This is a genomic window from Rhodopseudomonas palustris, from assembly GCF_013415845.1.
Lineage (GTDB): Bacteria > Pseudomonadota > Alphaproteobacteria > Rhizobiales > Xanthobacteraceae > Rhodopseudomonas > Rhodopseudomonas palustris_F.
Genome location: NZ_CP058907.1, coordinates 1,903,347 through 1,922,924, shown reverse-complemented (window position 1 = coordinate 1,922,924; position 19,578 = coordinate 1,903,347). Strand labels below are relative to the sequence as shown.

Below are 19,578 nucleotides of genomic sequence, written 5' to 3'. Positions count from 1 at the left end.
GATGCCGCGTTGGTTGCCGATCTTCCTGTTCGCCGCCGTGATGACGGCACTGCCGCTGATCCCGGGCATTCCGCCGTTCTGGATCGTGCTGCTCGACAATATCGGCCTCGCCGCGCTGGTGGCGATGGGCCTGGTGCTGCTCACCGGCGTCGGCGGGCTCACCTCGTTCGGCCAGGCCGCATTCTGCGGCTTCGGCGCCTACACCACCGCCTACATCACCACGGTTTATGGCCTGTCGCCATGGCTGGCGCTGCCGGCTTCGCTTGCAGTCGCCGGCATCGCCGCGGTGCTGCTCGGGCTGATGACAGTGCGGCTGTCCGGCCACTATCTGCCGCTCGGCACCATCGCTTGGGGCATCGCGCTGTACTACCTGTTCAGCAAGCTCGACTTCCTCGGCCGCAACGACGGCATCTCGCGGGTGCCACCGCTGTCGATCGGCCCGATCGACATGTACGATCCTTACACGATCTATTTCGTGATCTGGGCGATGGTACTGATCAGCGCGGTGCTGACGATGAACCTGCTCGACAGCCGCACCGGCCGCGCGATCCGCGCGCTGCGCCGTGGCCATGTCGCTGCCGAAGCATTTGGGGTGCAGACCGCGCGCGCCAAGCTTCTGGTGTTCATCTACGCCGCGGTGCTCGCCGGCCTTTCCGGCTGGCTGTACGCGCATTTTCAGCGCAACGTGAACCCGACGCCGTTCGGGCCCCAGGCCGGCATCGAGTATCTGTTCATCGCCGTGGTCGGCGGCGCCGGCTATGTCTGGGGCGGCGTGCTCGGCGCTGCGATCGTCATCATCCTGAAGGAAGTGCTGCAGGGCTATCTGCCGCTGCTGTTCGGCGGCCAGGGCCAGCTCGAGATCATCGTGTTCGGCATCCTCTTGGTGGTCCTGCTGCAGCTCGCGCCCGGCGGCGTCTGGCCCTGGCTCGCCAATCTGGTGCCGCTGAAATTCCGGCGTGCCGTCACCGGCAATGCCGGTGGCCTGCCCGCGCGCGAGCGTGTCGGCGGCTCCACCACCGCCCCGCTGCTGAAGGTCGAGCGCGCGCGAAAGCAGTTCGGCGGCGTGGTTGCAGTCAACGACGTGTCGTTCGAGGTCAACGCCGCTGAGATCGTCGCGCTGATCGGCCCGAACGGCGCCGGCAAATCGACCACCTTCAACCTGATCACCGGCATCCTCACCACTACCGGCGGGCGGATCGAAGTGCACGGCAAGCCGGTCGACAACACGCCGCCGCAGGAGGTGGTGAAGCTCGGCATTGCCCGCACCTTCCAGCACGTCAAGCTGGTGCCGGACATGACCGTGCTAGAGAATGTCGCGATCGGCGCGCACTTGCGCGGCCGCTCCGGCGCGATCACCAGTATGCTGCGGTTCGATCGCGGCGACGAGGCCAAGCTGCTCGCCGAAGCCGCGCGCCAGATCGAGCGCGTCGGGCTCGGCGCCGAGATCGATCAGCTCGCAGGGTCGCTCTCGCTCGGCCAGCAGCGCATCGTCGAAATCGCGCGCGCGCTGTGTGCCGATCCCGAACTGCTTCTGCTCGACGAGCCGGCCGCCGGCCTGCGCCACATGGAAAAGCAGCGGCTCGCTGCGCTGCTGCGGCAGCTCAAGGACAGCGGTATGTCAGTTCTACTGGTCGAACACGACATGGGCTTCGTGATGGACCTCGCCGACCGCATCGTCGTGCTCGACTTCGGCACCAGGATCGCCGAAGGCACGCCCGACGCGATCAAGACCAATCCGGACGTGATCAAAGCCTATCTCGGAGCGCTGGCATGACCGCCCTGCTTTCGGTATCCGGCGTCTCGGTGTCCTACGGCAAGGTCGAGGCGGTGCGGAACGTGTCGCTCGACGTGCGCCAGCGCGAGATCGTCACCGTGGTCGGGGCCAACGGCGCCGGCAAGACCACCCTGCTCAGCGCTGCGATGGGCGTGCTGCCGCTGAAGGGCCGCGTCACCTTCGACGGCGTCGACGTCGCGCGGCTCGATATCGAAGACCGCGTCGCCGCCGGTCTGTCGCTGGTGCCTGAGCATCGCGAGCTGTTCGCCACCATGACGGTGGAGGACAATCTCGAACTCGGCGCGTTCCGCATCGCCAAGGCAGTGGCAGCGCAGTCGCAGGAGCGCGTGTACGGCCTGTTTCCGCGGCTGAAGGAACGGCGCAAGCAGCTCGCCGGTACGCTCTCCGGCGGCGAGCAGCAGATGCTGGCGATGGGCCGCGCGCTGATGGGCGCACCGAAGCTGTTGATGCTCGACGAGCCGAGCCTCGGCCTCGCCCCGATCATCGTTGCCGATATCTTCCGCATCGTCGGCGAACTGCGCGAAGCCGGCGTCTCGGTGCTGCTGGTGGAGCAGAACGCCAAGGCGGCACTGGCGATCGCCGACCGCGCCTATGTGATGGAGCTCGGCGAGTTCGTGCTCGACGGCCCGGCCTCAGAGGTCGCCCGCAACGAGGCGGTGGTCGCCAGCTATCTCGGTTTCTCGCACCCCGCCTGACGGCGTCGCGGCAGCGGCCAGGACTCCCTCGCTGCCTTCGAGCTGCACCACGCAGTTGCGACCGAGATCCTTGGCGCGATACAGCGCCAGATCGGCGCGGCGCATCAGCGCCGGCAGTTCGCCGCCCGCATAGGCTGCGACGCCGAAGCTCATCGTCACAGGCACCAGCCGGCCGTCGCACGGCACATCGGTGGCGCACATCCGGCACAGCGTCATCGCATAGTCGTTGGCCTGCGCGTCACTGACGCCGACCATCAGGCCGGCGAATTCTTCGCCACCATGGCGCGCAATCAGCATGCCGCGCGGCGCGGCGAAGTCGCGCAGGATGCCACCAATCTCGGCGAGTACGCGGTCGCCGATATTGTGGCCGTAATGATCGTTGATCGCCTTGAAGCGGTCGATGTCGCACATCAACGCCACTACCCGCTGGCCGGCATCGGCGGCCTCTGCCAGCACGGACGCCGCCGCATCGTCGAAGCCGCGCCGGTTGAGCAGACCGGTCAACGGGTCGGTGCGCGACATCCGCATCAGCTCGGCGCGGGTCGAGGTCAGTTGCCGCATCAGCCGCGCCGACCGATACGCCATCGCGCCCGAAAGCGTGGTCGAGACGCCGAGCGCCACCACCAGTGACGCCTTCACCACGGCGCCGACCTCAACGGTAGCGTGCAAGTCGGTACCGAGATCGGAAATCAGAAAGATGATGGTGACGATCGCCGTGATCCCGGCCGCGGCCACAACCCGGCCCGCGGTGTAGCGGATCACATCGCGTTGCGTGACGATCTGGTTCGGCATCAATCACCGTTGTTGCGGCCATACCGTCTCAGAAGCGGAAATCGCTTCGGCCGGTTCCTGGCCCGATGCGCCGCTTTCCGCCGCGCGGATGTTCGTTGGACCCTGGTAGTCCTACCAGACCGGCAACAGAGTTCACGTTAACTCTGCGCAATTCGAAACGTCAGCCTTAACGCGATGCTAAGACCGACCCGGATCTTTCTGCGACGCCCAAACAACCCGTTGATGATGCGCGCGCGATTGCGCTCAGCAAAAAGCCGGCCTCACGGGGAGGCCGGCTTCGCAAGGCGCAGGCGGGACGCCGCCGGCACGATGAGGTTACTTCACCATTACGTATTTTCCATCCTTCACCGTCAGCAGGATGCGCGAACGGTCGTCGAGGCCGTAGCGATCGGTTTCGGTGAAGCTGTACACGCCCTGGCTCGCCGCAATGTCCTTTTCGCTGACCAGCGCCTTGCGGATCGCTTCGCGGAATTCCTGCGTGCCCGGCTTGGCGGTCTTCAGCGCCACCGGCACCACCCGCTCCAGCACCTTGAAGGCGTCGAACGAATGCGCAGCGAACTGGCTGCGGCTGTTCGGGCCGTACTTGGCTTCATAGGCCGTGTTGAGCTCGAGGCCGGGCTTCTTGGTCAGCGCGCTGTCGTCCTGACCTTCCGGATCCATCACCGGGCCCGACGCCATCAGCACGCCCTCGGCCGACTTGCCGGCGATACGGATGAAGTCCATCGAGGCGGCGCCATGGGTCTGATAGATCAGGCCCTTGTAACCGCGCTCACGCAGACTGGTCTGGGGCAGCGCTGCCGCGGTGCCGGACGCACCGACCAGGATCGCATCCGGATTGGCGGCGACCAGCTTCAGCACCTGACCTGCCACCGACGTGTCCGGCCGCGCGAAGCGCTCTTCGGCGACGATCTTCAGACCCATCGCCTCGCCCTGCTTCTTCAGGTCGTTGAACCACAGATCGCCGTAGGAGTCCGAATAGCCGATGTAGCCGACGGTCTTGATGTTGTTTTTCTTCATGTGCTCGTAGAGCACCTTGCCCATGATCGGGATCGGCTGCGGCATCGCCACCGACCACTTGGCGCGCTCCGGCGTGATCGGCAGCGGCGCCAGCGCGATGTGCGGCACCTGCGCCTCGTTGGCGACGTTGGAGACCGCTACGGTCGGAGGCGTCACCGACGAGCCCATGATCACGTCGGCCTTCGACTCCGTGACGAAACGCCGCGCATTGGTGGTGGCCGCGGTGGGATCGCCGCCGTCGTCGAGCACGATCACCTTGAGCGGATGACCGCCGATTTCCTTAGCCACGAATTCCAGCGCATTGCGCTCCGGAATGCCGAGAGCCGCCGCCGGACCAGTGGTGGTGACGGTGATACCGATGGTGATTTCGTTAGTTTCGGCAAGCGCGGCCCCGGAAAGCCCCGGCAACGCGAGGGCCACGGCGATCGCCGTAGCGGATAGCTTGAACTTGGTCACGTTCTCCTCCTCCCTGTTATGGCATCGGCCGTGTTCGGCGCGATCTTGTCGTCTTGTTTACGGCATCACCGGCGGCGAGTCAGCCCCGCATGAATTTCGCCTTCACCTCCTCCGGCACCGCTACCGACTTCAACCGGCTCGGATCGTCAGGATGACGGCCAACCAGCACGCGCGTCTCGAAGCCTTCGAGCGCCAGCTGCTCGCCCTTGAACAGCTTGTGCAGCACCTCGAAGCTCGAACGCCCGAACCGCTCGATCCGGCTTTCGATGCTGATCACATCGCCATAGGTCGAGGGGATGTAAAACTTGGCGCGGGTGTCCACCATCGGAATCCCGACTAGACCATAAACCTTGATCAGGTCGCGCTTCGAACATCCGGCTGCGACAAAAAGCGCCGAGGTGGAGTCATCGAACATCGCGAAGTAACGCGGGTAGTACACAATATCCGCCGGGTCACAATCGCCCCACTGGATCTGCACCTCACGGCGGTTGGTGAACATCGAAACCTGTTTCTCCTATGAGAGCACTGTGGTCGCGCCGCCGGCAGCGCGCTCCCTCGCCCCGCTCTTGCGGGGAGAGGGCTGGGGTGAGGGGCGAGCCATCCGCGCGTCTCGGCTTCGCAGCGACGCCCCTCACCCGCCCCGGCACCGCTGCGCGGCGCCGGGACGACCTCTCCCCGCGCGCGGGGCGAGGTCGCGCCGTGCCGGTTACGGCTGTCGTGGTCCATCTTGATGCCTTCACTCCAGCGCAATCACATGCGCGGGCGGTGGGTCGGCGTAAAGATCCGCGATCAACGAGGCGCGATATTCCAGCACGGCACGCTGGTTGACCGAGCCCTTGTCGGTGATCTCCCCCTTGTCGATCGACAGCGGTTCGCCGAGCAGCACGGCGCGGGTGACGCGGTTGGACGAGCCGGTCGCCTGCGTCAACAGCGTGGCGAAGCGCTCGCGGAACGCCTCGCGGATCAGATGGTCGGCCGCCATGCCAGCGAGGTCTTCCAGCGGCAGCGTCGCGTTGATCAGCTTGCAGCCGTCGGGATCGAGGACCGCCAGCGCGGTGACATAGTCGCGGTCGAGCCCGGCGATCACCACGTCGCGCACCAGCGGGGCGCAGGCTGCGATGAACTTGGCGCGTAGCGGACCGACGCTGACCCAGGTGCCCGACGCCAGTTTGAAATCCTCGGAGATGCGGCCATCGAAATCGAAGCCGCGCGAAAGGTCGTTGGAATCGACCGGCTTCAGCGCATCGTTGAGCTTGTAGAAGCCCTCCTCGTCGAACGCCTTCTCGGTCAGCTCGGGCGCGCGCCAATAGCCGGGGGTGATGTTCGGCCCCTTGGCGCGGACTTCGAGCTTGCCGTTGTTCGGCACCAGCTTGGCCTCGTTGCCGGGCACCGGCAGCCCGACATGGCCGGAACGACTGGTCTGCGGCGTCACCGACATGAAGAACGGCGCAGTCTCCGTGGCGCCAAGGCCGGTGAGCATCGGCACCCGCGCGCCGGTCTCCGCGACCGCGACCTCGTCAAGCCCGTTCCAGACATGCGCCGCGAGGCTGGCGCCGGAGAAGAACATCGCGTGCAGCCGGCTGAAGAACAATTTGCGCAACTGCTGGTCTTCGCGCAGCACCGGCAGCAGCGACTCGTAGCCCTTGGGGACGTTAAAATACACCGTCGGCGCGATTTCGCGCAGATTGCGGATGGTCGCGGCGATCCCGGCCGGCGTCGGCTTGCCGTCGTCGATATACATCGAGCCGCCGTTGAACAGCGTCAGGCCGATATTGTGGTTGCCGCCGAAGGTGTGATTCCACGGCAGCCAGTCGACGATCACCGGCGGCTCGTCTTTCAGGAACGCCATCGCCTCGCGGATCATCACCTGATTGGCGCAGATCATCCGCTGCGTATTGATCACCGCCTTCGGATTGCCGGTCGATCCCGACGTCAGCAAAAATTTAGCGATGGTGTCGTGGCCGATCGCTTCGTGCTTGGCGGCGAGTTCAGGATGTTCCGGCGTCGCCAGCAGTTCGGCGAGCGACGTCACCTTGCGCCCCTTCACCTCGCCGCGCGTGGCAGCGAGCTCGACATCCTCTGGCACGGTGGCGAGGATCGCGGGCGCGAAGGCAGTGATGTCGTCGGCGAAGATGAGGCCCGGAGTCAGCAGCCCGACGATATGGCGCAGCTTGCCGTAATCCTTGGACACCAGCGAATACGGCGGCGACACCGGACACATCGCGACGCCCGCATACAGCGCGCCGAACATCACCATCGCATGGTCGATCGAATTACCGGACAGAATCATCACCGGCCGATCAGCCGACAGTCCGCGCGCGATCAGCGCCGAGGCGATGGTCTGCGCGGCGCGCAACATCTCGGCATAGCTGATCCTGCGCCAGCCGCCCTCACCGTTCCGCTCGGCCATGAACACCCGGTCCGGCGCGGTCTCAGCAAAGTGATGCAGCCGATCGGTGATCCGCACCGGATAGTCGGTGAGCGTGGTGGTCGAGCGCACGTAGATCGTGCCGTCCGGCTTTCGCTCGGTAGCGATACCTATCTCGCCGAAAGAAATGTCGCGCAGCGGATGAGCCGCGTCGCGCCCGGCGGCAGTAGCGGCGAATGCAATGGGATCGGTCATGGCGTCCATCACGGCTCCGTTCAGCTCGGCCGAACCTTGGCTGTCTTGTGATCGAGAAAAGCGCGTATCCGCGTTTTGGCTTCCTGGTCGCTCTGCGCCACGGTCGCCATCAGCGATTCCATCAACAGGCCGGTCTGCGGATTGGCCTCGGCGATCATCGGCAACGCCTGTAGCACCGCGAAATTGGTCAGCGGCGCATTCTGCGCGACGCGATTGCCGAGCTCCAGCGCCTTGTAATAGGCCGAGCCGTTCTCGATCAGATATTGCGAGAAGCCGTGCACCACGCCCTCGGCGGCCGAATACACGCGCCCTGTCAGCATCATGTCGGCCATCCGCGCCACGCCGATCAGCCGCGGCAGCCGAACCGAGCCGCCGCCGCCGACGAAGATACCGCGGCTGCCTTCCGGCAGCGCGTAGTAGGCCGACGCTTCGGCGACGCGGATATGCGCCGCGCAAGCAAGCTCGAGCCCGCCGCCGATCACCGCGCCCTTCAGCGCCGCGATCACCGGCACGCGGCAGTACTGGATCTTGTCAAACACCCGGTGCCAGGTCTGGGAATGCACCAGCCCCTCGGTGGCGTCGCGTTCGCGCAGCTCGGAGAGGTCGAGGCCAGCCGAGAAGTGATCGCCGATGCCGTGGATCACCACCGCGCGGATCTGGTCCGGAATGTCGGTGAGGCAATCCTTCAGCGCCGCCATCAGCCCGTCATTGAGGGCGTTGCGTTTCTTGGGGCGATTGAGACCGATCGTCAGCACCGGGCCGACGGTATCGACGACAAGCGTCGACGGGTCCGCGATGGTCGCGGCCTGAGCGTTTCCTGTGAGCACTTATTACGTCCTGTGCAGAATAGTTATAGACCATAACAATCAGTTGAGGCCGGCGTCAATCGGGGTGGCGCTCGAAATGCGGCTCAGCCGGCTTTCGGGGCTGGTCCATCGCCTGCGCGGCCCGCTCCCTCGCCCCGCCCTTGCGGGGAGAGGGTTGGGGTGAGGGGCAGCTCTCCGCGAGTCTCCACGGCTCGGCCGCGTGGAAGCGCCCCCTCACCCGGATCAGCGCTTCGCGCCGATCCGACTTCTCCCCGCACGCGGGGAGAGGTCGGATCGCTATCCTGGGCGATGGCTTCACAACACCTGATGCACGTCGATCACGACGCGATCGGCGTGGCGGGCGGCGGAGCCGACGAACAAATGCTGCATCAGCCACTGATAGTTCGGGTGGCCGGTCTCGAATCGCGGCCGGGTTCGGAAATAGATCAGCTTCGGATCGACCGGCTCTCCGCGTTTAAGCTTCTGCAAGAGTTCGACCGGCCCAAACCGAATGCCGATATTCTCGACATAGACCACCGCGCCGTCATCGGTCTCGAAGGCGTATTTGGCTTCCAGCTCGATCAGTTCGTTCGGCAGGATGATCTGGAAGTCAGCACCGAACGGCAGCACCTTGCCGCTGATCCCCTCGCCCTTCACCTCGCCCCCGAGGATCGGAATAATCCGGCGCACGCCGGTGCCGATCTCGCCGGCCGAGGTCACATCACCGATCCGCGCGGTGATGGTGAAGACGTATTTGGTTTCGAGAGTCGGGGTCATTGCACGGCCTTTCCAGATTCGTCATTGCGAGCACTCGGATCGGCGCTTCGCGCCGTCCGGGCACAGGCTCCGCGAAGCAATCCAGAATCGCGGGTCGACAACTGGATTGCTTCGTCGCTTCGCTCCTCGCAATGACGGGAGGTTGATTGTGAACGTCCCCCCGCGCCTACCCGATCATCCGCATCGGCAGCCACAGCGCGATGATCGGAAATGCGATGAGGATCACCAGCCGGATCAGATCGGTGACGACGAACGGCAGCACACCGGCGAACACCGTGGACATGCTGACGTCCTTGATCACGCTCTTGATCACGAACACATTCATGCCGACCGGCGGATGGATCAGGCCGAGTTCGACCGTCATCACGATGATGATGCCGAACCAGATCGGATCGAAGCCGAGCGCGGTGACGACCGGAAACACGATCGGAACAGTGAGGATCACCATCGCCATCGCGTCCATCAGGCAGCCGAGCACCAGATACATCAGCAGGATCAGCGCCAGCACGCCGTAGGGACCGATGCCGAGCCCGGTGAGGAATTCGGTGACGTATTGCGGCGTCTGGGTGATGGTCAGGAAGTAGCCGAAGCACAGCGCGCCGATCAGCACGGTGAACACCGCGGCCGCAGTGCGGGTCGCCTGCAGCAGCGACTGCAGGATGCCGTCGCGGTCGAGCTTGCCGCGCAGGATGCCGATCAGGAACGCGCCGACGGCGCCGACGGCGCCGGCTTCGGTCGGAATGAAGAAGCCGCCATACAGCCCGCCGATCACGAACAGGAACAGCAGCAGCGGCGACCACACGTCACGGAAGGCGGCAAGGCGGTCGCCCCACGAACTCTTCGGCCCGGCCGGCAGGAAGCCCGGTCGCGCCACGCCGATGATCCAGATCGTGATCATGTGCATCACGATCGCCAGCAGGCCCGGCAGGATGCCGGCAATGAACAGCTTGCCGATATCCTGCTGGGTGATGATGCCGTACACTGCCAGCACGGTTGACGGTGGCAGCATCGCGCCGAGCGTGCCGCCAACCGCGATCACGCCGGTGGAGAACGATTGCGGATAGCCGAACCGGCGCATCTCAGGATAGGCCACCGCCGAAAACGTCGCCGCGGTCGCGACCGACGAGCCGGAGATCGCCGCGAAGCCGCCGCAGGCCGCGATAGTGGCGATGCCGAGCCCGCCCTTCCAATGGCCGACGATGGTGTTGCCGGCGCGGAACAGCTCGCGGCTGATGCCCGAGGCCGCCACGAACGCGCCCATCAGCAGAAACATCGGGATCACGCCGAACGAATAGTCGGTGACGGTGCGCATCGTGGTCTGGCCGACCAGCTTCAGCGCCGGCTCGAAGCCGGTGAGATAGCCGAAGCCGGTGACGCCGACGAGGCCCATCGCCATGCCGACCGGCACGCGCAGCAGCATCAGGACGAACAGGCTGACGAAGCCGATGGCGGCCACGGTCTCGTTGGTCAGCATCGCGGCCTACTCCACCGGCTTCATGCGCACTTCGCGCATCTGCTCCGGATGGAAGATCAGCCGGAAGGTTCGAATCGCGATCAGCAGCACCGCGGAGACGTCTCCGATCCACGACACCAGATAGAACGGCCAGATCGGGATCTGCAGATCCATGGTGACGATGTGGTCGGCCTTGGTGGTCACCACCTTGTCGAACAGCGTGTAGGTCTGCACGCTGACGACGAACAGCAGCACTAGGGTGGCGAAGATGTCGATGATCCGCTGCCAGCGCGGCGACGCCGCCGCCCACACCAGATCGACCGTGATATGCGAGCCACGATACGAGGTCGCCGCGATACCCCAGAAGATCAGCACGCCGAGCATGAACTGGCCGAAATTGTAGTAATCTGGGATTGTCACCGAAAAGAACTTGCGCATGAACACGGCGAGAAACGTGTTCAGCGCGACAATGCCGACGAAGAACGCCGCGATCCATTCGATCGCGTCGATGAAACGGTCCATGCCGTTCTTGGAGAAACGCCGCGTCGTCAGGGCGCCAGGCAGCCGATCGCGGAGCTTGTCGTCGGGAGGAGAACTCATCGGGGCTCGATCGTTGCGACTGAGTCAGTCACGATGAAAAGTCATTCCGGGGCGCTCGCGCAGCGAGCGAACCCGGAATCTCGATCTTGGGTCAAAGATTCCGGGTCTGCGCGCGATGCGCGCATCCCGGAATGACCGCGGAGAAGCTCACAGCCCCGCGTCGTACTTCTTCAGCGCATTTTGCAGATCGGCCTCGACCGCGGCGGGATCGCCGCCGGATTTCTTGACCTGCTCGGCCCAGCTGTCGCGCAGCGGCTTGGTCGCCTTCTTCCATTCGGCGAGCTGCGCATCGGTCAGCGGATAGACCTCGTGGTCCTGCAACGCCTTCATCTTGACGCGGCCATTGGCTTCGAAGTCGGTCCAAGGGTCGGTGACCTTGGAGGCCCATTCCGGCGTGCAGTGATCGTCGATGATCTTCTTCTGCGCGTCCGACAGCGCATTATAGGCCTTCAGCCCGATGTTGTAGGTGAACACCGTGGTGTAGAGCGGCACGTCCATGTGATACTTGACCACTTTGTCGATGCCGAACAGGAACACCGAGCCCCAGGGGAAGGTGATCTCGTCAGCAACGCCGCGCTCCAGCGCGTCGCGCGATTCCGGCGCCGAAGCCTGCACATTGGTACCGCCGAACAACTTCACCATTTCGCCGATGGTCGATTGCGCCGGCCGCACTTTCAGGCCGCTCATGTCGGACGGCAGCAGCACCTTCTTCTTGCCGTGCAGCGCGCCGGGATCATGGATGAAGGCGAAGCACAGCTTGGTGTCCTTCATTTCGGTCGGGGCGTATTTGTGGTACCACTCGTTCAGCGCCAGCGTGCCCTTCTTGCCGTCCTTGAACACGAACGGAAGCTGGCCGGCGGAGACGATCGGGAAGCGGCCGGGCTGATAGCCGGGATTGACGTAGGTGACATCGGCAATGCCGTCGCGCGCCATGTCGTAATGGTCGAACGCCTTACCGAGCTGCTCGGAGGGGAAAACTGTTATCCGGATGCTGCCGCCGGAAGCCTTCTGGATGTCCTCGGCCCACGCCTTGGTCGCCGGCACCAGCGGATGCGCCGGCGGCACCCACAGCGAGACTTTCCAGTTGACGGTCTTGTCCTGCGCGAGCGCGGGCGTCACGCTGGCGGCAAGCAGCAGCGCGAGCAGAGTCTTCCTCATCAAGCTCTCTCCCTTGGTCGGCTTCAATCGGCCTTTGGGCCGCATTGTTATAGGTTATAACCATCATTGCAAGTGACGGCCGCGTAATAGCTGCTAGACACCGGACGGCGGCTAGACGGCTTGTTGACGGTCCCGTAACGAGGCCACGACATCATCGGGGGAACGACCATGCGGACACAAGTGGCCATCATCGGCGCGGGTCCGTCCGGACTGCTGCTCGGCCAGCTGCTGCACAAATACGGCATCGACGCCGTCATCGTGGAACGCAAGGATCCGGACTACGTGCTGTCGCGGATTCGCGCCGGCGTGCTCGAACAGGGCATGGTCGACCTGCTCGACGAAGCCGGCGTCTCCACCCGGTTGCACCAGGAAGCGCTGGTGCACGGCGGCTTCGAGATCGCGTTCGCCGGTCAGCGGCACCACATCGATCTGAGGGGCGCGACCAGCGGCAAGAGCGTCACCGTGTATGGCCAGACCGAGGTCACCCGCGACCTGATGGAAGCGCGTAGCGCCGCCGGTCTCACCACGATCTACGACGCCGCCGACGTCAGCCTGCACGACTTCGAAGGCGCCCATCCCAAGGTGCGCTACGTCAAGGACGGCACCACGCGCGAGATCGTGTGCGATTTCATCGCCGGCTGCGACGGCTTCCACGGCATCAGCCGGCAGAGCATGCCGGCAAGTGCGGTGCAGTCGTTCGAGCGGGTGTATCCGTTCGGCTGGCTCGGATTGCTCTCCGACACCCCGCCAGTGTCACCGGAGCTGATCTACGTCAACCATGATCGCGGCTTCGCGCTGTGCTCGATGCGCTCGATGCACCGCAGCCGCTATTACGTGCAGTGTCCGCTCACCGACGACGTCGCCGACTGGAGCGACGACCGGTTCTGGGACGAGCTGAAGAGCCGGCTCGATCCGGAAACCGCCGGAAAGCTGGTCACCGGCCCATCGATCGAAAAGAGCATCGCGCCGCTGCGCTCGTTCGTTGCCGAGCCTATGCGGTTCGGCCGGCTGTTCCTCGCCGGCGACGCCGCCCACATCGTGCCGCCGACTGGCGCCAAGGGCCTGAACCTCGCCGCCAGCGACGTGTACTACCTGTCGCGCGCCATGCGCGAATACTACGCGGAGAAGTCGAAGGCCGGCATCGATGCCTATTCAGCCAATGCGCTTCGCCGGGTGTGGAAGGCCGAGCGGTTCTCCTGGTGGATGACCTCGCAGCTCCACCGCTTCCCCGACAGCGACGCCTTCTCCCAGCGCATCCAGACCGCCGAACTCGACTACCTGGTCAACTCCAAGGCCGCGATCACCTCGCTGGCGGAGAACTACGTCGGCCTGCCGTATTAAGACGACGCAGAGTCGCCATTCGCGGCTTAGCCATTGTCATTCCGGGGCGCGCGGAGCGCGAGCCCGGAATCCATAAGCCCTGCGCTTGTGTTCTGGGACGATCGAACCTCCACAAGCTCTAATCACGGCTGTGGTTATGGATTCCGGGCTCACGCGCTGACGCGCGTGCCCCGGAATGACGAACGCCAGGATATCGAATGCAGCCGTGCAATCAGAGCGCCCCCTGCTGGCCGTTTCAAACACCGTCTCAAACCGCGCTTCAAACTTTGTCGGCGTTGCCGGCGATGCTGCGGTGCGGTCTAAAGGTTGTCAGTGCAGCGAGGCGAGCGACGACGCGCATGACGACCGATCCCGATCCGAACCACACCGCCGCGACCGACGGCATTCCTGACGGTTTCGTGCGCCACGCCCGTTCGAGCCCCCTCACCGCGCCGTGGGAGCCGCTCTACGCCAAGACCACCGCGGACGCGGTGATGCTCGGCTTGTGGATTCGCGAGTGCCACACCAATTCGCGTGGCCTCGCTCATGGCGGGCTGATCACCGCGCTGGCCGACAACGCGATGGGCTACAGCTGCGGCCTCAAGCTCGGCGGCGGTGGGCGGCTGCTGACGTCGTCACTGGCCATCGACTTCATCGGTCCGGCCAAGATCGGCCAATGGCTGCAGATCGAGCCGGAGGTGATCAAGCTTGGCGCCAAGCTGTGCGTCGCGCAGTGCTTTGTCACCGCCGACGGTACTCGCTGCGCCCGCGCCAACGGTACGTTCAGCGTGGTGAAGGCGAAGGAGTGAGTTAGCGGCTCATGGCCGTCTAGCACCGTCGTTCCGGGGCGCGCGGAGCGCGAACCCGGAACCCCGAGCTGTTCTGCGGCGTCAGCTTGCGTCACAACCTCGTCATTCCGGGTTCACGCGCTTCGCGCGTGCCCCGGAATGACGAGCGGTGGTGATGGCGCGCTTGCGCCTTGTTCACCCCAGAATTGGCAGCTCCAACACGTCATAGCCATGGCGGATGATACGGCCGAGCACGGGATCGTCGATCTCGAATTCGAACCGCGACGCGGGGCGGATGCCGCCCTTGGCGGCGAAGGTGCCGCCGAACAGCGCGGTGCCGTCCGGCAGGGCGCCGCCGCCAAAGCCGCGGGCGATCAGCTCGCGCGCCGGCAGCATCGCATCGAGCGTGCCCTCCTGGTACAGCACGCGCGTCCCGCCGATGGTCGCGAACGAGCGCAGCATGATACGGTCCCAATGCGGCTCGACGTCGCCAAACTCCCACAGCTCCGGCGCCACCGGCTTGTCGCACATCTGCTTCGACACCGTGACGCCATAGGCCTCGACCTTGCGGTCGGTGTGATCGGAGCCGACGCCGACCAGGATGCGGCCCTGATGCCCGATCAGCACGAACTCGACCTCACCCGACGAATCCCCGCCCGACACTTCGATCGCCGGCGCGGTGGCGAGCCGCGCCGCGGCGACGCGGTAATAGATCGGCGTCGACGCCGGCCGCGCGATGCCGATCGCTTCGAGTTCAGCGATGTGGTGATCGCGCGCCACCGGATCGCGCCCGGTCCAGCCGGCGATCACCGCAGTGGTGATCGGCAGCGTCAGCTGGGTGCGGCTGCCGGCGGCGTCGAGTGCGAAGGCGAGATCAACCACGGATCACCGCCTCCATGCCGGCCGCAACTTCGAAGATTTCGCGGTCGGTGCCGTTGACACCCGCCAGCATCAGCCCGATCGGCGGCTCACCGTCCTGGTGGCACGGCAGCGAGATCGCGCAACCGTCGATCATGTTGATCAGGGTGCAATTCCGCAGCGTCAGCAGATTGGCCTTGGTGAACGCCTTGTCGTCGGCCAGCTCCGCAATGGTCGGCGCCGCGATCGCAGTGGTCGGCACCGCCACCGCATCGTACGGCGCAAGCCGCGCCGAGGCACGCGCGATCAGCGATTTGCGCGCATTCACCAGATCGACGTAGTCGGCGGCGCTCTGGGTCTCGCCACGCAGGATGCGCTCGCGCACCCGCGGATCGTAGACGTCGCCCTGCGCCACGATCAGGTAGCGGTGCCAGGCGTAGCTCTCGGCAGCGGCAAAACCGCCCTTGGCGCCAAGCGGACCAACCTCGGCGAACTCCGGCACTTCGATCTTCTCGATGATCGCGCCGTGGCTCGCCAGCGTCTTCAGCGCGCGTTCGAACGCGGCCGTGACGGCGGCATCGAGATCGTCGAGCGCAACCGTGGTCGGCACCGCGACCCGCATGCCCTTCAGCGGGCGCGCGATCAGCGGTCCCACCGGCTGGTCGGCGAGAATCGCATCGAGCGTGGCGCAGCATTCAACGCTGCGCGCCAGCGGGCCAATGCTGTCGAGCGAAAACGAAAGCGGCACCGCGCCGTCGCGCGGCACCCGATATTGCGATGGCTTGTAGCCGACGATGCCGTTGAACGCCGCAGGAATCCGGCACGAGCCGCCAGTGTCGGTGCCGAGTCCGGCATGCGCCATGCCGTCGGCGACCGAGACCGCGGCGCCTGACGACGAGCCGCCCGGCACGTAGCCGACGTTTCGGCGATAGGCGGCTTTCGGCGTGCCGTAATGCGGGTTGATGCCGATTCCCGAATACGCGAACTCGGTCATGTTGGTGCGGCCGATCACCACGAACCCGGCGCGCCGCAGCCGTGCCACCGCGGGCGCATCGCTGTCGGCGGGCGGATTGTCGTCGAGCGCGCGCGAGCCGGCGCGGGTCACCTGGCCCTTGATGTCGAACAGATCCTTGATCGAGATCGGAATGCCGGCGAACGGCGACGGCGCCGCCTTGGCGGCGCGGAGCTTGTCCATCGCGTCCGCCGCCTGCAGTGCCGCGTCGCGATCGACGTGGATGAAGGCGCGCGCGCCCTCGCCGGCCGGATCGGCGATCCGCGCCAGACAGTCTTCCACCAGCTTGCGGGCGGTGGTGCGGCCGGCTTCGAGATCGGCCGCGAGAGCGGCGAGTGTGGGATGTCGGGTCATGCTGTCCATTCCGATGGGAAGCCGATCTTCACGCACGCGGCGGCGCGCCTCGATCGCACGTGAAACATCATCGGCTTATTCAGTAGCGCGGAAAGTGACGGTTTGCCATCCGCCGCCACGGCCGCTCCGGCCCCGCGCTCAGTGCAACGCTCGCACTCCGCGATTGTCCGCTTTGCGGAATACAATTCCTGCACATGGCTCCGCGCCCTGCGCGTGTTGACGCTGGCGGGCCGATATCGCATCAAGACCGCACAACCGATGGGCCCACGAGCCAGCTCAGGGAGAAAACTAAGACATGGCTGAACCCGCACGCGCACGTCCCAAGATCACTCCGGAGACCCAGCACTACTGGGACGGCGCCAAGCAAGGCGAACTGCGGCTTCAGCGCTGCGATTCCTGCGCCCACGCGTACTTCCCACCCCGCCCGTTCTGCCCGAAATGCGGCTCGCGCGAGGTCAGCGTGTTCAAGGCCTCCGGCAAGGGCACCCTGTATTCCTACGTGATCAATCATCGGCCGTTGGCGGCCGGCTTCACCGAGCCCTACGCGATCGCGGTGGTCGAGCTCGAAGAGGGCCCGCGGATGATGAGCAACATTCTGGAGTGCCCGCAGACGCCCGAGGCGCTCGAGCTCGATATGAAGCTGGAAGTCACCTTCCAGAAGATCGACGACAACCTCACCCTTCCGCAATTCCGTCCGGCGAAGGGGTAAGCACCATGCGTCGCAATCAGGTTGCTATCGTCGGCGCCGCCGAAACCACCAAGCTCGGCGTCATCCCCGATATGTCGCAGATCCAGCTCCACGCTGACGCCGCGCTCAACGCGATCGCCGACGCCGGGCTGAGGCTCTCGGACATCGACGGCATCGCCACCGCTGTGGAAACGCCGCAGCAGATCGCCCACTATCTCGGCATCACCCCGACCTGGGTCGACGGCACCTCGGTCGGCGGCTGCTCGTTCATGCTGCACGTCCGCCACGCCGCCGCGGCGATCGAGGCCGGGCTGTGCAAGACCGTGCTGATCACCCACGCCGAGAGCGGCAAGTCGATGATCGGCAAGCTGCCGCGCTCGATCCCCGCCGACAGCCTGCAGGGCCAGTTCGAAGCACCCTACGGCATCTACGGGCCGCCGAGCCAGTTTCCGATTCCGGTGCTGCGCTTCATGAAGACCCACGGCATCACCCACGAGCAGATCGCCTCGGTGGCCGTGGTGCAGCGCGAATGGGCCGCGAAGAATCCGCGCGCGATGATGAAGGACCCGATCACCGTCGCCGACGTGCTGAACTCGCGGATGATCGCCTACCCGTTCCGGCTGCTGCAGTGCTGCCTCGTCACCGACGGCGGCGGCGCGCTGATCATGACCTCTGCCGATCGCGCCAAGGACTTCCCGCACAAACCGGTCTATGTGCTCGGCACCGGCGAGAGCGTGGAAACGCCGATGGTCAGCCAGATGGAGACGTTCAACTCCTCGCGTGCCTTCAAGGTGGCGGGCCCGACCGCGTTCCGCGAAGCGGGTATCAGCCACAGCGACGTCGATCATCTGATGATCTACGACGCCTTTGCGCACCTGCCGCTGTTCGGCCTCGGCGACCTCGGCTTCATGCCCTATGAGGAAACCGGAAAGTTCATCGCCGACGGCAACACCCGCCCCGGCGGCAAGCTGCCGCTCAACACCAACGGCGGCGGCCTATCCTACATGCACTCGGGCATGTATGGCATGTACGCGTTGCAGGAAAGCGTCCGGCAGATGCGGGGCATCGCGCCCGCACAGGTGCCGAACGCGAAGATCTCGGTCTGCCACGGCGTCGGCGGCATGTTCGCAGCAAGCGGCACGATCATCTTCACCAACGAGAAGTAGTTCGGCGCAAGCCGCAGTACACCACGTCATCGCCGGGCTCGACCCGGCGATCCATCCCTCGAAAAGATGGATGCGCGCGCCTACGCCGCGCCGAAGGGGCTTCGGCCCCCAGGCGAGTCAAGTCCGCGCATGACGGCAAAACAACGAGCGTCATTCCGGGGCGCGAGCGCCAGCTCGCGAACCCGGAGTCTCGCTCAGCAGAACACCGCGAGATTCCGGGTTCGCGCTCCGCGCGCCCCGGAATGACTGGTAGATCACAACCAACAACAAACAAAAAGGACATCACATGGCCAAGGCACTGGACGGCAAAGTCATCATCGTCACCGGCGCGGGGCGCGGCATCGGCCGCGAGATCGCACTGCTCGCGGCGCGCGAAGGCGCCAAGGTGGTCGTCAACGATCCGGGCGTCGCTTCCGACGGCTCGGGTACCGACGCCGCCCCGGCCGAGCAGGTCGTCGAGGAGATCAAGAAGGAAGGCGGCATCGCGGTCGCGAATTTCGAGAGCGTCGCCGAGGCAATTCCTGCCAGCAAGATCGTCAAGCAGGCAGTCGACACCTATGGCAAGCTCGACGGCGTCGTGAACAACGCCGGCATCCTGCGCGACGCGATCTTCCACCGCATGAGCATCGACGCGTTCGAGCAGGTGATCAAGGTGCACCTGATGGGCACATTCTACGTGAGCCACGCCGCGGCGCGGCTGTTCCGCGAGCAGGAGAGCGGCTCGTTCGTGCACTTCACCTCGACCTCAGGCCTGATCGGCAATTTCGGCCAGGCCAACTATGCGGCCGCCAAGCTCGGCATTGTCGGCCTGTCGAAGTCGATCGCGCTCGACATGCAGCGCTTCAACGTCCGCTCCAACTGCGTGTCGCCGTTCGCCTGGAGCCGCCTGATCGGCACCATCCCGACCGAGACCGAAGCCGAGAAGGCCCGCGTTGCGCGGATGCAGCAGATGGGCCCGGAGAAGATCGCGCCGCTGTCGGTGTATCTGCTCGGCGACGCCGCCAAGGACGTCAGCGGCCAGATATTCGCGGTGCGGATGAACGAGATCTTCCTGATGGGCCAGTCGCGCCCGATCCGCTCGGTGCATCGCGACGGCGGTTGGACCTGCGAAAGCCTCGCCGAGCACGGCATGCCGGCGCTGAAGGGCTCGTTCTACAAGCTCGACCGCTCCGCCGACATCTTCAACTGGGATCCGGTGTAAACTCGGTCAGCTCCACGAC

General features: G+C 65.4%; 18 protein-coding genes. 7 read left to right on the top strand and 11 right to left on the bottom strand.

Features of this window, described 5'->3' with window-relative positions; all coding sequences use genetic code 11:
- Position 1: 1 nt before the first annotated feature.
- Entirely contained in the window at positions 2-1,774 is a 1,773-nt protein-coding gene (locus HZF03_RS08835) for a branched-chain amino acid ABC transporter ATP-binding protein/permease (RefSeq protein WP_119018370.1), read from the top strand.
- Positions 1,771-2,490: an ABC transporter ATP-binding protein gene (locus HZF03_RS08830; RefSeq protein WP_012495344.1), complete on the top strand. Its 720-nt coding sequence runs from the start codon at positions 1,771-1,773 to the stop codon at positions 2,488-2,490. The genes HZF03_RS08835 and HZF03_RS08830 overlap by 4 nt, the downstream gene beginning before the upstream one ends.
- Here the strand turns inward: HZF03_RS08830 and HZF03_RS08825 are convergent.
- The 9 genes from HZF03_RS08825 to HZF03_RS08785 form a co-directional block, all read right to left on the bottom strand.
- Positions 2,428-3,282 carry a GGDEF domain-containing protein gene (locus HZF03_RS08825; RefSeq protein ID WP_119018369.1) on the bottom strand — a complete coding sequence of 285 codons (855 nt, stop codon included), beginning with the start codon at positions 3,280-3,282 and terminating at the stop codon, positions 2,428-2,430. The genes HZF03_RS08830 and HZF03_RS08825 overlap by 63 nt on opposite strands.
- Positions 3,283-3,597: 315 nt before the next feature.
- Complete coding sequence (locus HZF03_RS08820; protein WP_011157295.1) at positions 3,598-4,755, bottom strand: ABC transporter substrate-binding protein; 1,158 nt, start codon at positions 4,753-4,755, stop codon at positions 3,598-3,600.
- Between the two features lie 79 nt (positions 4,756-4,834).
- Positions 4,835-5,254: an acyl-CoA thioesterase gene (locus HZF03_RS08815; RefSeq protein WP_119018368.1), complete on the bottom strand. Its 420-nt coding sequence runs from the start codon at positions 5,252-5,254 to the stop codon at positions 4,835-4,837.
- Between the two features lie 237 nt (positions 5,255-5,491).
- Complete coding sequence (locus tag HZF03_RS08810) at positions 5,492-7,387, bottom strand: feruloyl-CoA synthase (protein ID WP_119018367.1); 1,896 nt, start codon at positions 7,385-7,387, stop codon at positions 5,492-5,494.
- Positions 7,388-7,398: 11 nt separating this feature from the next.
- Entirely contained in the window at positions 7,399-8,205 is an 807-nt protein-coding gene (locus HZF03_RS08805) for a crotonase/enoyl-CoA hydratase family protein (RefSeq protein ID WP_119018366.1), read from the bottom strand.
- Between the two features lie 294 nt (positions 8,206-8,499).
- Positions 8,500-8,961 (bottom strand): DUF3237 domain-containing protein, encoded by a 462-nt coding sequence (locus HZF03_RS08800; RefSeq protein ID WP_119018365.1) that lies wholly within the window; start codon positions 8,959-8,961, stop codon positions 8,500-8,502.
- A gap of 166 nt (positions 8,962-9,127) precedes the next feature.
- The gene (locus HZF03_RS08795) at positions 9,128-10,435 is read right to left on the bottom strand and encodes a TRAP transporter large permease (RefSeq protein ID WP_420853851.1); all 1,308 of its coding nucleotides are present in this window, start codon (positions 10,433-10,435) and stop codon (positions 9,128-9,130) included.
- A 6-nt stretch (positions 10,436-10,441) separates the two neighbouring features.
- Complete coding sequence (locus tag HZF03_RS08790; protein ID WP_041810326.1) at positions 10,442-10,936, bottom strand: TRAP transporter small permease; 495 nt, start codon at positions 10,934-10,936, stop codon at positions 10,442-10,444.
- Positions 10,937-11,161: 225 nt separating this feature from the next.
- A complete protein-coding gene (locus tag HZF03_RS08785; RefSeq protein WP_119018364.1) occupies positions 11,162-12,172 on the bottom strand; it encodes a TRAP transporter substrate-binding protein in 1,011 nt (336 codons plus the stop codon).
- A 168-nt stretch (positions 12,173-12,340) separates the two neighbouring features.
- Here HZF03_RS08785 and pobA point away from each other — a divergent pair, with 168 nt between their 5' ends.
- Positions 12,341-13,513: a 4-hydroxybenzoate 3-monooxygenase gene (gene pobA, locus HZF03_RS08780; protein WP_119018363.1), complete on the top strand. Its 1,173-nt coding sequence runs from the start codon at positions 12,341-12,343 to the stop codon at positions 13,511-13,513.
- A 338-nt stretch (positions 13,514-13,851) separates the two neighbouring features.
- Complete coding sequence (locus HZF03_RS08775; protein WP_119018362.1) at positions 13,852-14,301, top strand: PaaI family thioesterase; 450 nt, start codon at positions 13,852-13,854, stop codon at positions 14,299-14,301.
- Positions 14,302-14,475: 174 nt separating this feature from the next.
- Here the strand turns inward: HZF03_RS08775 and HZF03_RS08770 are convergent, their stop codons facing one another.
- Together HZF03_RS08770 and HZF03_RS08765 are read right to left on the bottom strand one after the other, a co-directional pair.
- Complete coding sequence (locus HZF03_RS08770) at positions 14,476-15,162, bottom strand: DUF2848 domain-containing protein (RefSeq protein WP_119018361.1); 687 nt, start codon at positions 15,160-15,162, stop codon at positions 14,476-14,478.
- Positions 15,155-16,504 carry an amidase gene (locus tag HZF03_RS08765; RefSeq protein WP_119018436.1) on the bottom strand — a complete coding sequence of 450 codons (1,350 nt, stop codon included), beginning with the start codon at positions 16,502-16,504 and terminating at the stop codon, positions 15,155-15,157. Before HZF03_RS08765 ends, HZF03_RS08770 begins: the two co-directional genes overlap by 8 nt.
- Before the next feature lie 295 nt (positions 16,505-16,799).
- Between HZF03_RS08765 and HZF03_RS08760 the strand changes: the two genes are divergently transcribed.
- From HZF03_RS08760 to HZF03_RS08750, 3 genes are all read left to right on the top strand, one after another.
- Positions 16,800-17,213: a Zn-ribbon domain-containing OB-fold protein gene (locus tag HZF03_RS08760; RefSeq protein ID WP_011157283.1), complete on the top strand. Its 414-nt coding sequence runs from the start codon at positions 16,800-16,802 to the stop codon at positions 17,211-17,213.
- Positions 17,214-17,218: 5 nt separating this feature from the next.
- A complete protein-coding gene (locus HZF03_RS08755) occupies positions 17,219-18,358 on the top strand; it encodes a thiolase C-terminal domain-containing protein (RefSeq protein ID WP_119018360.1) in 1,140 nt (379 codons plus the stop codon).
- A gap of 286 nt (positions 18,359-18,644) precedes the next feature.
- On the top strand, positions 18,645-19,559 hold the full coding sequence (locus HZF03_RS08750) for an SDR family NAD(P)-dependent oxidoreductase (RefSeq protein WP_011157281.1): 915 nt from the start codon (positions 18,645-18,647) through the stop codon (positions 19,557-19,559).
- Positions 19,560-19,578: the final 19 nt, after the last annotated feature.